A 17,223-nucleotide genomic window follows, 5' to 3' on the forward strand; every position below is an offset into this window, starting at 1 on the left:
CCTAGTATATAGCTATTTGATCAATCTTCATCGTCTCTTTGACCCCTATTATCCCAAAATGATCTTTCCAATAAACTATAATATCAAAGTTTATTGGTAGAAATAAATGTTGAATAACCTTTAATTTCTGCAAGTTTTCTTTAGTTTTAGATCGATTAATATACAATAATACTTCATTACTGAGTTCTTTGTTTGTATATAATAGCGAGTTTTTGAAGATTCTCTCAATACTATCCTTTAAATAATTTAAGTGGTCTCCTGAAATATAAAATTTATATATATTTTCTATTAAAATATTTCTTTCCTCAATATTAAAGTACTTCAACCCATCCTTAATCTCTTGTCCAAAATAAGCATTTTCTAATTCCTGATAAATAAACTTTTTATGATACTCTACCTTGTCCATCCCCTGATAAGTATCTATCCAAGCTAAAAAATGAATTAAAATATCAAAAAGCACTTCTTTTAACTCTTGATTTTCTTCATAATCCTGATCGAATAAATATTTGAATATATCAAAAAATCTATAGTATGGATTTAACTCAACTTCTTGTTCTATCTCTTTAAAATTTATATTCTCATTACTAAGCTCCATATAGGGAGAATAAATTTCAGCACATTTAAAGACTATATCTTTTAAATTAACACCATTATTCTGAGCCGCTACAATTACATCCCAAATATAATTCATTAGATAAATACCCCTTTACAAATGTATTCAGGAAAATACATTTGAACTTCTGAAATAATAAAGCTCAGTAAATCATATTTTAAATAATCTGTCATAGTGCTGGTAAATTTCAATTCCATAATCTGTTTAGATGTATTTATTCTGATTTCATCTTCTATGAAATTATTCACATCATAAGTAGACTCTAAGTTAGATCCTTTATCTAATATCTTTACTTCTTCTAACTTTAAATCATTTAAATCTTCAAAAGAGTTAACCAGTCTATTTAGCTCTCCAAAAGTCTTTATAATATTAAACTTCTGAGGACCAGTCTTATTTATAAAAGTATCCTTCTTACTATTTGATACAACTTCAAAATCAAATTCTAAATCTATCTCAGTATGCCTATGCTTCTTACTTTGAATTATTTTTAGAACTTCCCAAGGAGTAGAATCACTTTCATCACTGGTAATTATTAATTTCTCCTTTGTCTTTTTAACTGACATAACATTAAATTTACCAGGGTTGACTACACAGCCATTCTCTAACCCTAACTTAGCTAAAGAAATTATATGATCATAATGTATTTTATCTTCTGCTGGCAAGGGGAATCCTTCACCTTTTTGCTGCATCCTCTCTATATTCCAAACTGGAATATAATCTACATATTTGACCTCCTCAAGTTCCTCTAAGTCAAAGTTTATCTCTTCTAAATCACTAATCTCATCACTAAGATTTTTATAATCTACAATCACAACATCAAATATCTTTCGAATATAAGGATTATTTATAGTTCTCCAGGGAACTGAATTTTGAAGAAAAAGTTCATATAATTTCTTCTCTTCTTCTATATATTCTTGATTTCTCCTTAAAGCAATAGTCACAGGATAACTAGCCTCAGAAGTTACAATAGTTCCAGAAAACATTCTATTACTCTTTTCAACCTCTTTAATCTCTAAATAATCGAGTTTTAAAAATACTTTAGAAATGATTACTTCTCTCTTCTCATTTATCTTATCCAGAACTTCTTCTTTGTCATATACTGCCTCTTGCTCATCGCTCTTTAAAATAGGAAATAAAAAATCATCTACCAAGGGAATCTGCTTCTTCTTAATAAGAGTTGTACAGATATCATAACACCCTTCTATATCTTCAATCTCATTAAAGACCCTATCTGCTATCTCTTTATTTAGCTCTTCTTGATACTCTACAAGATTCAAAAAGACTTCATCTAGGATTTCTCTAAGCAGTTTTCTCTGTTTAAGATCTTCCATATTATTTAATTTCTCTCTGATTATATCCTTCAAAATTTAGCACCTCCTCTTATATAATACTTACCTAAGTTATTTACTTCATATCAATTGCACTATCAGTGATCTCTATCTTCTTACTTCCAAAAGCTAGCTCTGTCTTGGAACTATCCATACTAACATTCCCTTTTTCAGTATTCATCTTAATACTATCTGAGCTCATTTCAACTATATTCTTATCACTTATCATTTTAAGTCCATCTTCTTTAATTTCCACTAAAGACTTATTATCTTTACTTGAAATTAAGATTAATTCATTATTAATCTTAATCTGATAACCTGTTGGAGTAGTTATGATTTTATCAGCAGGATCATTCTCTACTTCTTGGTTATTATCAGTACTACTACTTTTGATTGTGGCATGTTTTTCATTCTTACTTTTAAAATATACATCTACAATATCACCTATCTCTGGAGCTAAGTAGGCTGTTGTATAAGGCTTATCTAATGGGAAGTAATAGGCTGTCCCTTCATCATATTCATCAAAGATATCCAAGAACTGAACTTGGGCTCTATGCATATTATCTAGCTGTTTAACCTCTGCCCTAAAGGAACGACCTACTATTGGAAGTCTTCTCTTCTCCTTTCTAACAGTGATAGCATCTTTTTCTGCTAAAGTCAAATCAGAGCATAAAATCTCATTATCGATGTATATTCTATTTTTTAGAATTATTAGTTCCATCTTGGTATCCTTTTGATTGTTAAGCTTATATTTGACTGATTTTCCTATATCAAATATATCTTTAGATCTATAGTGTTCATGATGATAAATTTTATAGTAATCAAAGATATTATTCTTCTTATCGGTCTTTTTGGATTTACTTCCAGAGACATTATTCAATTCTTGGGGCTCATTTTCATGGGGACCTGCCAAAATATTGATAGTCTCTGAATCATCTTTAGTATCATCTACAATTAAGATTTGATTCTGATAAGAAGCTAACCTCTTAATAAAGTCCCATTCAGTCTCTTTGTATTGTAAAACTACAGGATAATCTTCTGAAACCAATTGGCTCTCTCCAATTGACTCATCAGCAAAAGCAATCCTAAACTCAGGATTCTCATCCATAATATTAGAGAATACTTGATTATAAGTAGTGCCTAGATTCTGATAGACTCTACTATTCTTCTTTCTCTCCAATAATCTACTATAAGACAATGCTTCTAATTCTAAATAATAATCATAATTTTTATGAATAAATTTATAGTTCTCAATTATTCCCTTAAAGAGTATCTTGGCATCATCATCAGCATAAGTAATCAACAATTGAGGGTCATCCCCTGTTAAATAAACTTCATAATCTGTTATATTATCTTGACTGATAACCCCTGTAATAACTGCCTTACTATGTTCATAAATTGATTTCTTTATTTCTAACTTGTCAAGAGAAATAAAATCAAAATTATTAAATTTAATCTTGTAGGAAGTATAAGTCATATTTCCTTTTTTTTCTTCAGAACTCATATTGTAGTCCCCCTTTTTTGGATAGAAATAGAAACTATTTAAATTTTAAACTGATTGATTGATTTTGTCAAAATATAATTAATTTTAATTTGTAGGAAAATATAGAGAATTAAACCACACTGATTCCATCATCACTTATCACTACTACCTTAGATCCAAAAGAAAACTCTGTTTTAGAATCATCAATTAATCCATTAGCTTTTTCGGTCTTAACATTAATATAAGTTGAACTTAAGGCTAACTGACTGGTATTACTAGCAACATTTATCAACTCTTCCTTGACATCTAATGATGATTTTTTCTCTTTACTTGCTAAAGATATAACCTCATTATTTAACTTAATAGCATTTCCTGTAGAGCTAAAGATTACTTTATCAGCAGGATCATTCTCTACTTCTTGATTGTTATCGGTACTACTACTTTTGATAGTAGCATGTCTTTCATTCTTACTTTTGAAATAAACATCTATAATATCTCCTACCTCAGGGGCAAAATAAGAGTTAGTATAAACTTTATCTAAGGGAAAATAGTATGAAGTTGCTTCATCATATTCATTAAACACATCTAAAAACTCTACCTGAGCTCGATGTTTATTATCTAACTGTTTGATCTCTGCTCTAAAGGAATGACCTGCTATCTCTCTTTTTCGCTTTTCCTTTAGGATATTAATCTGATCTTCCTCGACTAAGGTTAAGTCAGAATATAAGATACCATCACTCATATAGATTTTATTCTTGATTATGATTAACTCAATCTTGGTATCCTCTTGATTATTAAGTTTATATTTAACTGACTTTCCTATGTCATATATTTCTTTAGAACTATAATCTCTATATCTATAAACTTTATAATAGTGGAAGATATTATCCCTTCCAGTAGTCTGTTTAGACTTTGCTCCAGAGAGATTATTTAACTCTTTAGGCTCTGCTTCATGAGGACCTGCTAAAATATTGATTGTTTCTGAGTCATCTTTAGTATCATCTACCACTAGAATCTGATTTTGATAAGAGGCAATCCTCTTAATAAAGTCCCACTCAGTCTCTTTATATTGTAAGACTATAGGGTAATCTTCTGAAACTAAAGGGCTCTCTCCAATTGACTCATCAGCAAAAGCAATTTTAAACTCTGGATTATCAGCCATTATCTGTTCAAAGACTTGATTATGGGTAGTATTAAGATTTTGATAGATTCGATTAATCTTCTTTCGCTCTAACAATCTACTATAAGAAACTGCTTTTAACTCTAAATAGCAGTTCTGACCATGATAGCCGATTTTATAATTTTCAATAATCCCCTTAAATAATATCTTGTTCTCATCATTATCGTAGGTGAGTACTAGTTTAGGATCTTCCTCTCCTAAATAGATCTCATAATCTTCAAGTTTCTCCTCAGCTATAGTACCTTTGATTGTAGCATAACTATGTTGATAGATAGATTTTTCTATCTCCAATTTATCTAAGACTTTAAATTCAAAGGCATCAAATTTGACTTGATGGGGTGTATAAGTGAGAGGAACTTCTGTATCATTTGCTTCTTTTACCTTATCAACTAGATTAATCCCATAATCACCATTTTTGAAGCCATCAATAATCAGCTTGTCCTCTTGATTAGGACCATAATAATATATCAGCTCAGACCTATCCTTTTTATAAAGAATATTATCGCCATAAAACTTCTGTCCACCTATCTTTTTCTTACCTTCCATCTCATCTGCTTCATTATAACTACCTGAAATATCCTGTCCATCTACTTTGATACTGCGTTCTACTCTGACATATTTATTTATAATCTCTACTCCAACTCCCTGAGTAGCTGGAAATTCATAGCCATCTTTTTCTTCATTGATATACTCAACATCATATTCTTCTTTATATCTACTATTCTGCTTTAAAGAACCATAGATTCGATTTAGAGATGGTTGATTAAGGTCTAATTGGATTCTCTCTTCTTGATTATCAAACTTCTCTGCTGAATAAGAGCTATGATACTCCTTAACCTCTTCATCCTCTGCAAGCTCTTTACCCAACTTCAAGAAGACTCCTTCTCCAGTTAGTTCCCACTGCCATAACTCTCTAATCTCTGGATACCTCATTCGTTCTAACTGTTCTAAAGCTGCTTGATCAAGGCGATATACCTTATCATTATCATCAAATAAATCTGGATTTTCCTCTAAATATCTACTTTCAAAGCTAACTTCATCATCTAGCTTCTGCTGTAAATTCATACTATGGCGTAATCTATCTTTGATAATATTGATAAATCTCTTACCTGTACCTTGGCGAGAGAGTTTGAACATCTCTATTAGAAGATTTGAATCTTTCTTACTTAAGTCAAGGATGATATCTTTAACCAAGGAACGTAAGTAATCTAAACTGAGATTATTTGTTATATTACCGATTTTAGGGGTATCACCGAAACGGTTTTTTGCTGATTGTCCGTTGGCTCCTTTTGTTAATAACATATAAGGTTCAAATAAATCAACTCTAGACTCCAGTAATTTATCTAACTGATTTTCTTCTAATCTCTCTATCCGATTGATTAACTCTTCATCTAATCCTCCATCAAATCTCTTCAGATTTTGGTCTACAAGATAAGTAGCTCCAATCTGTTTAAAGATTCTAGCGGTAATGTTATCTGAAATTATGTAATTGATGATGTTGTCTGGCTCATCTGCTCTTCTGGCTTTATATTTCTGATATTTATCTATCAGCCTCATCTTTCGTTCGATGATATAGGGATTAAAACTCTCCTCTACCTGTTCTTCTATTTCTTCTTCATCCAACTCTAATACTTTATTAAGCACTTTGATTAAAGTAGCTTTCATCTTTTCAACTTTTATACTTTCAAAGAACTCATCTCTATACTCACTACTAATATTCCCCTTCTTGATTACTCCCTCATTAGTAAGCTGATATAAAATCATTCCCATATAGCTATTTACTTGAAAAATATCATTAAGGTAGTATAATAATCCTGCTTTATACCCTAAAAACTCATTCCCATTAAATTGAAGAAGTGGCTCTATTCCAATACTATTATAAGTAACAACTTGTTGATTGATTTTAGAACCTGATGCCATCAGCCCTGCATATTGAGCATAAGCCCCTCCTTGTAATGTACCATGGAGATTGTACTTATACTCTGCTCCATTATTATTGAACTTATCTCTATACATACTTTCAGCCTTATCAAATTGCTCATTGGGTAATCCTGCTGCAACCAGTAAATTGGTTATTTTACTCTTTTCATCCTTTGGATTAAAATTGAGTATTATCTCTTTTTTATCATCATCTATAATTTCTTCTAAATCAAAACCTTTATCAGCAGTAATTTTATCCTGTAAATCATTGATTATTTCTTCCGTATCTCTATTAAAATTAACTTCAAATAACTTTTCTAAAATCAGATCAAAATTCTCACTCACATAATCACCTCCAAAATATTATTTATCACTAAGCCATATATCTCTTTTTCAACAAAGTACTATTTTTTTCATAAGAAGGATTCTTATTATTTTTATCTTTCAACAATTTATCAATATTATCATTGTATAAATCTGCTTCTGCTATCTCAAAATCTATATCTTCAAAATTACTTATATCCCCTTGATTATTTTTAATTGGTTCAATCAGATCCTTGATAGCCATAAATTCTGTTTGACTTAGTTCTTTAAAAGCTACCTTATCTTCTTTCTTCTCATCTCTATATTCATCTGGGAGGTCTTGAGCAATTATTTTTAATTCTCCACCTCCAATAATATAATCATCACGATTATACTTATATTCTAAAGATGACTTATTATTAGCTTTTATAAATATTTCGCCATCAATATCACTATCCTTATCAAAAAGCCCTTGACTTCGTGGATTTACCTCTTTTATATTTTTTACTTCATAGAACTTGTCTAATAATTCGGGTTTTTCTTCTAATATTTTCAAAACTACATTATAGTGATTAAAGGGTGGAACATCTTCTCCTTCATAATCATTAAACATGAAAGTCATACCATCCCTGTGTAACTCGTATTTTATTATCTCTAAAAATTGACTATTTAAAGGTTTTTCATTGAAATTATTTTCATTAAAATTATGAATATACCTATTTCTATTTTCATGCTTTGAATCAAATTTTATTGGATATAAGAATTCATTATCATAAACCTTTTTTCGTTCGGAGGCCCTAATAATACTATTTACTCTAAGAATACATTCTTTAGTCTTGTATATTTTATAATTGTGCATTGCACTTCTAAATACACTAAATATATACTCTTCCCTAATTTTTAAATCACCTGTATTAGTATTATCATCTGTATTGATTATGCCATCTTTATTTAGATATGGGAAAAATACATATTCATTCAGAATAATATCATCTAACTTTCCTTCTTGCTTTATATCTAAATGATTATTCGCAATCTTGATTGACTTACTTGTTCTATCATAATAGATAATTTCTATTTTTTCTTGTAGATTTAAATAATTTCTTTGTATATCAGAAGTAACGTCTAATAAATTCTCAAAAGCTATTCCATCTTTATCGGTAAATTCTTTTACATGTTCAATATCATATCTTGATTTATCATTAGTTATTAGCTCCTTAATCTCCTTAACACTCCCCATTACATCGGATATCAATTTAGAGGTTTCAACTCTTGTAATTTCATAATAATGTTTCTCTTTATTCTTCTCTAAAATTAGAAATTCATATCTTACATACCGTCCAGTTAGATTTTGAATTTCAAAATAATATTGATTTTCATCGCCTTGATATCCAACCTCTAACTTAGGTAACCTACCTTCTCTCATTAAGTAATAGAGAAGATCAGATTTTTTTATACTAATCGGTCCACCATTCCATATACTTTCTTGATTCCTATAGGTATCTGTTATATATCCCTTGATTCCTTTATGCTCTTCTTTACTTATATAGCCTAGTGCTTCAGATTGGAGTATATCTAAAACTCTTTCTATTTTTAAAGATTCTGACCATTCTTTTAGAACATTTAATACTGAGCGAACCAATACATCAAATAAAACCCAAGGCAACGCTGTTCCTCCCATAAAGATAGAACAGATTATTATTGACTCTACAGAAGTTTTTAGAACATCTTTTCCAGTATCTATTAATATCTGAAATAAATCTTTGTAATCATTTTCTATATCTTTTTCTGTAAAATCAACTATCCCTCTTAGACTTTTAGTATCTATAGAGAAGATTGATGATGCTTTTTCATATTGAAGAGAACTTATTAATGATAAGTCACCACCACCTTCATATCCTGTAAATCTTATATTATACCCTTCTTCTTCACTAAAATCTCTGGCTATTCTTTGATATACCATATCTAGTAATTCAAATTCCTCAGGTAAAGCTCCCTCTTTTCTCCTATCTTCAGGCAGCTTATATGTAATTACTATTTCTTTACCTTTTTTTAGTACTAAGACTCTAAGTCCCGTATCATACATACTTAGTTTATGGCTAAGGGTTATCTTAATTTCATTTGCTGCTAGTTTATCACTATCAGCTAGCTGAGATATCTCTTCATAAGTTCTCTCTAACTTATCTAAGTGTTCTTGTGTAAGCTCAGTTCCTACCTTCTCTTTAGCCATTCCTATTGTATTAAATGTAATTTGACTACACTGATTTAAGCTAGCAGGTATTATATACTTGACACCATTTCTAGCAATCCCACTTGCTATTTCCTCACTCATCTCTGTAAGGGCTTTATTTAGCCCTGTTCTACTAAAAGTTTGACCAACTTCTGTTGCAACCCCTTTTAGACCTGATTGAATCAAAGGTTTATAACCTTTTATCCCTTTAAGTCCCATAGCTATAGAATGAGGTATAGCTATAGATGCTCCTAGTATTGCTAAATCTATATATTTCATAGTGGTTTCTAATTTCTGCAGAGCTTTTTGTTCATCTTTAGCATCTTCTCTACTAGGATAATCAATATTCCCATCACTAATCTCATCTAGAAACTCAGATACAATCTTGTAGTTATCACCACCATAGACAACCTCCCAGTCTTCTATAAACTTTCCTTCTGAGTTTTTCTCATCCTCCCATTTCTCTAAGTATTCCATGGCTATACCTGCGTTTTTACGCATTTTTATTTTAGCTTCTTCTATATCCTCTTGAGTTATATCTCCTTCTCTTTTTACGTTCTTCATATATACATAACTTTCAAAATTTCCAGAATCATCTCTTTCTGCAAATGATTCTGGGTCTGATAAGATGTCTTTGAGTTTATTTGACCTCTTTCTAGAGACTCCATTTGTATCTATAGTACTGCTTTCTAAATTTACAAATTGCCATTCTAAATTGGTTAAGTTACTAAAGGTTAATAGTTCTCTATGAGTTATGCCTAATTCTGTAGTATTATTCCCCATTATAAAACTCCTTTCTATTTTATGTACATATATTTATAGGGTTTTTCAAGTATTATTTTTTCTAGTGAATTATAATTATTTTTTTTATCTTCTTCAGTAATAGAAGAAGGATATCTTTCTTTAAGCATCCCTAATGAATATACAAGAGCTACGTATTGCATATTATATTTAGTAATCCCTTTTAATTTACTCTTTCTTATACTCCTCATATTAGCCAATAATTCTTTTTCACTCATCTTATCTATCTCTTTTTGTAATTCTGTTGACATTCTTCTTCTTAACTCTAGTGGTGGTAAGAGTACTATCTCACCTTCTATTTTCTTTTTTACTAAATCAGATTGATTTATCTCTTGTTTGAATTGAGGATAACTAGGTGCTAAAACCCTTTCATCTATGAATATTACCCCCAATTCTAAATAATTAAATAAGTCTTCTTCCTTCAAATACTGGACAAATTCAAATATATCTTTACGCCTTTCTTCTTTCTCTGATTTGTCTTCTATTTGGTCAAATACATATAGGTATAGTTCTAATTCTAATCTATTATGCTCAGGGTCTTTTTGAATTTTTTTATTCATCTCTTCTAAACTTTTTGATTTATATCCAGCCCACCAACTACCATCTCCTGTTACTTTATGTTGAACATCAACTTTCAGTAGAACTCTTTCCCCAAAAGTTTTCTTAACTTGTGGTAATAAATACTCCTCCATATCTATATTTCTAGTCACATAACTATAACTGTCCCCAGGTTCTACTAACTCCCCAGATTCACCCACATCTATAGTTGCACTCCCATAATAATATTTATCATTTTCTTTGATTGTACCAACTATTGACTTGGGATATACTCTAGCTACATACTCAGTAACTCCATCATCATCCCTCGCTCCTATCCTATCTACTATAAACTCTTCTCCATATTTCTCATAGAGATAATCACCGATCTTAGTTCTTACATCTTCAATGGTATATTTGGGACTTTTATTAATACACCCAGCTATAGTAATACTTAGACTAAGTATTACTATTAAACTTAATATTCTTTGCTGCTTTCTCATTTTTCCCTCCTTATATCATTGCTTAAGTGTTATTAGCTTCCTCTCTATAACATTTAAAATCTAAATACAGCCACAAAAACTTGTAGCTCTATTAGGATTTTAAATCTTTTGAACTTAGAAAAGTAAGCGGGATATGATAATAAAATAAAATTGTCAATATAAGATAACAAATTAGATAACATCTGAAAGTCATCTAAGAAAGTACTAGCGTTTTTCGTTAATGCTCTTAGTTTTTAAATTTGAAAGTCTAATTGTTTGAACGAACGAAAATCAAGCAGAGAATTAAATACTAAACTAAGAATTTACTTACTCTTAATCCTGCAACTAATTATTGTATGATAATTTTTTCGTGAGTGAGTTTTTAGACTTTCTTGATTTTTTGGTTACTTTTTCATCAAGGAAAAACGTAACTCGCCCCTAGGCGAAACTAGTATTTACCCCATAGACAACCTCCCAGTCTTCTATAAACTTGCCTTCTGAGTTTTTTTCATCCTCCCATTTCTCTAAGTATTCCATGGCTATTCCTGCATTTTTACGTAAATCTATTTTTCCTGCTTCTTTACCTAGATAGTTTCCTTCATCATCTATACCATAGCTATATGATTTTACATTACCATCTTCATCTCTTTCTGCAAATGATTCTGGGTCTGATAAGATGTCTTTGAGTTTATTTGACCTTCTCTTTTCATCATCATTTGTTATTTCTAAATTTACAAATTGCCATTCTAAATTGGTCAAATTACTGAATGTCAATAATTCTTTATGAGTTATATTAGTATTTGAAGTTAATACACCATTTGCTATTCTCACCTTTCAGCCTCCTTAATTTATATAAATATATTTCTGATACTTACTTAAATTTATATCTCCTACCCTATCATATTTCTTTTCTCTATCTTCTTTTGTTATAGAAGATTTATATCTTTCTTCTAACATTCCTATGGAATATATCCAACTTTGATACTGTCCATTATATTCTCTTATCCCTCTATAACTCAATTCACTCTTTCTTATACTCCTCATATTAGCCAATAATTCTTTTTCACTCATCTTATCTATCTCTTTTTGCAATTCTGTTGATATTCTTCTTCTTAACTCTATAGGTGGTAAAAGAACTATCTCACCTTCTACCTTCTTTTTTACTAAATCAGACTTATTTATCTCTTGTTTGAATTGAGGATAACTAGGTGCTAAAACTCTTTCATCTATGAATATTACCCCCAATTCTAAATAGTTAAATAAGTCTTCTTCCTTCAAATACTGGACAAATTCAAATATATCTTTACGCCTTTCTTCTTTCTCTGATTTGTCTTCTATTTGGTCAAATACATATAGGTATAGCTCTAACTCTAGTCTGTTATGTTCAGGGTGATTTACTACTCTTTTTCTGGCTTTTTTAAAATCTGATTCTTTATACCCTATAAATGAATCTACCCCATTACTATCTTTATCCCTTCTTCTATATTCTCTTACTATTATTTCTTCACGTCCCCAAATTTTTAATTCACTATCAACCTTTAAGAGCACTCTATCTCCAAATATCTCCTTTGCTTTAGGTAATAGATACTCTTCTCCTGTTAGATTCATTTTTACATAACTATAGCTATCTCCAGGTCTTACTAACTCCCCAGATTCACCCACATCTATAGTTGCACTCCCATAATAATATTTATCATTTTCTTTGATTGTACCAACTATTGATTGAGGATATATTCTAGCTACATACTCAGTAACTCCATCATCATCCCTCGCTCCTATCCTATCTACTATAAACTCTTCTCCATATTTCTCATAGAGATAATCTCCTATCTTAGTTCTTACATCTTCAATGGTATATTTGGGACTTTTATTAATACACCCAGCTATAGTAATACTTAGACTAAGTATTACTATTAAACTTAATATTCTTTGCTGCTTTCTCATTTTTCCCTCCTTATATCAGTTATTTAAACTAGATATTCCTCGTTTATTTATGATTTAAAATATCAATACAACTACAAAAACTTGTAGCTCTATTAGGATTTTAAATCTTTTGAACTTAGAAAAGTAAGCGGAATATCAATAAGCTCTAATCCATCAATAAAAGCTAATAAATCTGATAACATCTGAAAGTCACCTTAGCAAGTACTAGCGTTTTTCTGCTTTTAATACTGAATAATTTTATGTCTGACCGTAGGGAGTTTAAAATTATTCTTGATTTTTTGGTTACTTTTTTATCAAGAAAAAAGGTAACTCGCCGTCAAGGCGAAACCGCTTTTAATTTCTAACCCTGTTGTAACAGCCTCAAAACCAATCTCTACCCATCTCTTTTCCTTCTTGATATCTTCAAGTTCTTGTCTACTTTTGTATAGCTTTGGTCTGTTATCTTGATCATTAGGATCATAGCTAGGATCAATCACCTTCTGTGTTTCATCATATATATTATCGATATAATCTGTTACTATTTTATAGTTATCAGCCCCGTAGATAACTTCCCAATCTTGTATGAACTTGCCTTCATCACATTCTTTGCTCTTCTCTAAGTATTCCATGGCAATACCAGCTTTTTGACGTATTTGAAATAGACCTTTTTCCAGATGTTCTGGAGTTATATCTTCCTCTTTTTTTACACCCTCCATGTATTCGTATTTTTCTACTTTTCCTTCTGCATTCTTTCTTACAAATGATTTAGGGTCTGATAAGAGGTCATTTAGCTTTGTTGACCTTGTTCTAGTAATTCCATTTGCATCTGTTTCATTTTCTTCTAAATTTACAAATTGCCATTCTAAATTAGTTAAATTAGTAAAAGTCAGCAATTCTTTGTGCGTTATATTTAAATCGGTATTATTATTTCCCATTATAAATCTCCTTTCTAATTTAATTTATATAAATATAATTGTAAGGTTTCTCAAGAATTATATTTTTTAATGAATCATAGTGATTTTTTTTATCTTCTTCAGTAATTGAAGAAGAATATCTCTCTTCAAGCATCCCTAGCGAATAGACAAGGGCTATATATTGCATATTATACTTATTCAAATCTTTCAATCCACCCTTCCTTATCCTATACATACTATTTAATATCTGTTCTTCACTCATCTTGTCTATCTCTTTCTGCAACTCTTTAGACATCCTTCTTCGTAATTCTATTGGTGGCAAATATACTCTTTCTCCTTCTACTACTTCTGCTACTTTATCTGACAGGAATATTTCACGGTCAAATTCTCTATAACTAGGTGCTAAAACTCTCTCATCTATAAATATAACTCCTAACTCTAAATACTTAAACAAACCTTCTTTTTTCAAGTACTGAACATATTCAAATATCTCTTGTCTTCTTTCTTCTTTCTCAGTTTTATTATCAATTCGGTCAAATATATAGATATATAATTCTAATAACATTCTATTATGTTCTGGATCATTTTTGATTTTATTGTCCATCTGTTCCAAACTTGCTGATTTATATCCAGCCCACCAACTTCCATCTGTTGTTACTTCATGTTTAACATCAACTTTTAAGAGAACTCTTTCTCCAAAAGTTTTCTTAACTTCTGGTAATAAGTATTCTTCCATATCCATATTTCTATTAACATAACTATAACTATCTCCTACTCCTCCTAATCTGCCAAAAGATAACTTATCTGTACTTGCACTTGCATAGTAATAGGAATCACCTGCTTTATTGGTTCCTATTATTGACTTGGGATAGATTCTGGCTTCATAATATTTTTGTCCGCTACTAGTTCTTGTTCCTATCCTATCTACTACAAATTCTTCTCCATATTTGTTATAGAGATAATCTTCTATCTTAGCTCTTACATCTTCTACATTATGTTTACTAAAGACTGACATCAGATATCCTGCTATTATAGGTACTAAAAAGATTACTACTGCTGTTATTAATAGATGAATACGCTTATTTCTTTGATTGTTCATCTTCTTTACCTCCTTCTTATAACTTAATTAAGCTAGATTAACCTCCTCCCTCTCTATAATTTAAAACCTCAATACAACTACAAAAACTTGTAACTCTATTAGGGTTTTAAATCTTTTGAACTTAAAGACCGAAAAAAATTTCTGTTTGAACGAAGCAAAAATTGAACAATAAATTAGAGTTTAATCAAATATTAATTAAAGAACCTAACCAATGATAATAGTCAACAACTCGATTGCGTAGTGAGTTGAATTTTTTTCTTGATTTTTTGGTTACTTTTTTATCAAGAAAAAAGGTAACTCGCCCTTAGGCGAAACCTAAAAATTCTGTTACCACCTTATAATTATCAGCCCCATAGATAACTTCCCAATCTTGTATGAATTTGCCTTCATCACATTCTTTGCTCTTCTCTAAGTATTCCATGGCAATACCAGCTTTTTGACGCATTTGAAATAGACCTTTTTCCAGATGTTCTGGAGTTATATCTTCCTCTTTTTTTACACCCTCCATATATTCATATTTCTCTATTTCTCCTTCTGCATTCTTTCTTACAAATGATTTAGGGTCTGATAAAACGTCTTTTAGTTTTGTTGAAACCACAGTTCCTGTATCTTTATCACCTTTTGAAGATAAGTTTACAAATTGCCATTCTAAATTGGCTAAATTACTAAATGTTAATAACTCTTTATGAGTTATTTCATTCTTATTATTATCATCATGAGTTAAAACTCCATTTGCTACTCTCATCTCTTAACCTCCTTTAATTTACAGATAAATTTTAATTAACATAGATATATTCTAGGTTTCTTCCCAATACTATATCTGAAATTTTATTATAATTTTTTATAAGTTCAGGCTTAGTTTCATACGTCGTAGTATATTTTTCTTTAAGTATTCCTTTTGAATAAATCCAACAATTATAACTGGAATTTTCTTTTCTTATCCCTTTATAACTCAACTCACTCTTCCTTATCTTCCTTATATTGGCCAACAATTTTTCTTCACTCATCTGAGCTACCTCTTTCTGCAACTCTTTAGACATTCTTCTTCGCAATTCTATCGGTGGCAGATATACTCTTTCACCTTTTATTACTTCTCTTACCTTATCTGATAAGAATATTTCACGGTCAAATTCTCTATAACTAGGTGCTAAAACTCTCTCATCTATAAATATAACTCCTAACTCTAAATACTTAAACAAACCTTCTTTTTTCAAGTACTGAACATATTCAAATATCTCTTGTCTTCTTTCTTCTTTCTCAGTTTTATTATCAATTCGGTCAAATATATAGATATATAATTCTAATAACATTCTATTATGTTCTGGATCATTTTTGATTTTATTGTTCATCTGTTCCAAACTTGCTGATTTATATCCAGCCCACCAACTTCCATCTGTTGTTACTTCATGTGCAACATCAACTTTTAAGAGAACTCTTTCTCCAAAAACCTCTTTAACTTTAGGCATTAAATATTTTTCCATATCTATATTTCTATTAACATAACTATAACTATCTCCTACTCCTCCTAATCTACCAAAAGATAACTTATCTGTACTTGCACTTGCATAGTAATAGGAATCACCTGCTTTATTGGTTCCTATTATTGACTTGGGATATATTCTGGCTTCATAATATTTTTGTCCGCTACTAGTTCTTGTTCCTATCCTATCTACTACAAATTCTTCTCCATATTTTTTATAGAGATAATCTTCTATCTTAGCTCTTACATCTTCTACATTATGCTTGCTAAAGGTTGACATCAGATATCCTGCTATTGTAGGTACCAAAAAGACTACGGCTGCTGTTATTAATATCTGAATACGTTTATTTCTTTGATTGTTCATCCTCTTCACCTCCTTATTATTAGTTAATCTATTATCTATATAAAATTTAAAATTCCAATACAATTATAAAAAGTTGTAACTCTATTACCACTTTAAATCTTTTGAACTTAGAAAAGTAAGCAAAATATAATAATAGTCCTAATATCTAATCAATACATATATATAATAATACATCAGAAATTACATCTGAAATACTAGCATTTTTCCAAACTTTAATGAGAAATTTATTTTTTAGAAGAAGTACTTTTAAGATACAAAAGTAACTCACCCCTTTAGATCAAAATCAATCCTTATAACTCATTTTCAAATCCTCTTGCATCTTAATTAGTCCATCTTCATTAGGTTGATACCCTAATTCCTCTAGAATATATCTGAGTAATCTCATTAATTTATATTTATCATCATCTTCATAAAAGATTTCTTTCATAACTAACTTCCCTATCTCTTTTTGATTAATTTTCATTATTAAACTCCTTATTCTACTCAACATCTTAGTAAATTGTCTTTGATAATTTTTTACTAAGACATATAATTTATAAAAAGGGACAAACAAAGTTGTCCCCTTT

General features: G+C 30.1%; 13 protein-coding genes. All 13 read right to left on the reverse strand.

Annotation, left to right across the window (positions count from 1 at the left end; genetic code table 11):
- Position 1 precedes the first annotated feature (1 nt).
- The 13 genes from U472_RS13220 to U472_RS16585 all read right to left on the reverse strand — a co-directional run bounded on the left by U472_RS13220 (position 2) and on the right by U472_RS16585 (position 17,120).
- Positions 2-691 (reverse strand): iron-dependent peroxidase, encoded by a 690-nt coding sequence (locus tag U472_RS13220; protein ID WP_068719224.1) that lies wholly within the window; start codon positions 689-691, stop codon positions 2-4.
- Entirely contained in the window at positions 691-1,977 is a 1,287-nt protein-coding gene (locus tag U472_RS13225; RefSeq protein WP_068719225.1) for a hypothetical protein, read from the reverse strand. Before U472_RS13225 ends, U472_RS13220 begins: the two co-directional genes overlap by 1 nt.
- 40 nt (positions 1,978-2,017) lie before the next feature.
- Positions 2,018-3,445, reverse strand: coding sequence for a hypothetical protein (locus U472_RS13230; RefSeq protein WP_068719226.1), 1,428 nt, complete (start codon positions 3,443-3,445; stop codon positions 2,018-2,020).
- Positions 3,446-3,554: 109 nt separating this feature from the next.
- Positions 3,555-6,869, reverse strand: coding sequence for a type VI secretion system Vgr family protein (locus U472_RS13235; protein WP_068719227.1), 3,315 nt, complete (start codon positions 6,867-6,869; stop codon positions 3,555-3,557).
- Positions 6,870-6,897: 28 nt separating this feature from the next.
- Positions 6,898-9,840 (reverse strand): hypothetical protein, encoded by a 2,943-nt coding sequence (locus tag U472_RS13240; protein ID WP_068719228.1) that lies wholly within the window; start codon positions 9,838-9,840, stop codon positions 6,898-6,900.
- A 14-nt stretch (positions 9,841-9,854) separates the two neighbouring features.
- Positions 9,855-10,898 (reverse strand): hypothetical protein, encoded by a 1,044-nt coding sequence (locus U472_RS13245; protein WP_068719229.1) that lies wholly within the window; start codon positions 10,896-10,898, stop codon positions 9,855-9,857.
- A 417-nt stretch (positions 10,899-11,315) separates the two neighbouring features.
- Entirely contained in the window at positions 11,316-11,708 is a 393-nt protein-coding gene (locus tag U472_RS13250) for a hypothetical protein (protein ID WP_068719230.1), read from the reverse strand.
- 12 nt (positions 11,709-11,720) lie between these two features.
- Positions 11,721-12,821 carry a hypothetical protein gene (locus tag U472_RS13255; RefSeq protein WP_068719231.1) on the reverse strand — a complete coding sequence of 367 codons (1,101 nt, stop codon included), beginning with the start codon at positions 12,819-12,821 and terminating at the stop codon, positions 11,721-11,723.
- 293 nt (positions 12,822-13,114) lie between these two features.
- Positions 13,115-13,735, reverse strand: coding sequence for a hypothetical protein (locus U472_RS13260; RefSeq protein ID WP_068719232.1), 621 nt, complete (start codon positions 13,733-13,735; stop codon positions 13,115-13,117).
- 19 nt (positions 13,736-13,754) lie between these two features.
- Positions 13,755-14,813 carry a hypothetical protein gene (locus U472_RS13265; protein ID WP_068719233.1) on the reverse strand — a complete coding sequence of 353 codons (1,059 nt, stop codon included), beginning with the start codon at positions 14,811-14,813 and terminating at the stop codon, positions 13,755-13,757.
- A 304-nt stretch (positions 14,814-15,117) separates the two neighbouring features.
- A complete protein-coding gene (locus U472_RS13270; protein ID WP_068719234.1) occupies positions 15,118-15,558 on the reverse strand; it encodes a hypothetical protein in 441 nt (146 codons plus the stop codon).
- Positions 15,559-15,589: 31 nt separating this feature from the next.
- On the reverse strand, positions 15,590-16,657 hold the full coding sequence (locus U472_RS13275; RefSeq protein ID WP_068719235.1) for a hypothetical protein: 1,068 nt from the start codon (positions 16,655-16,657) through the stop codon (positions 15,590-15,592).
- A gap of 283 nt (positions 16,658-16,940) precedes the next feature.
- A complete protein-coding gene (locus U472_RS16585) occupies positions 16,941-17,120 on the reverse strand; it encodes a hypothetical protein (protein WP_141677991.1) in 180 nt (59 codons plus the stop codon).
- Positions 17,121-17,223 lie beyond the last annotated feature (103 nt).

This window comes from Orenia metallireducens, assembly GCF_001693735.1.
GTDB classification, from domain to species: domain Bacteria; phylum Bacillota; class Halanaerobiia; order Halobacteroidales; family Halobacteroidaceae; genus Orenia; species Orenia metallireducens.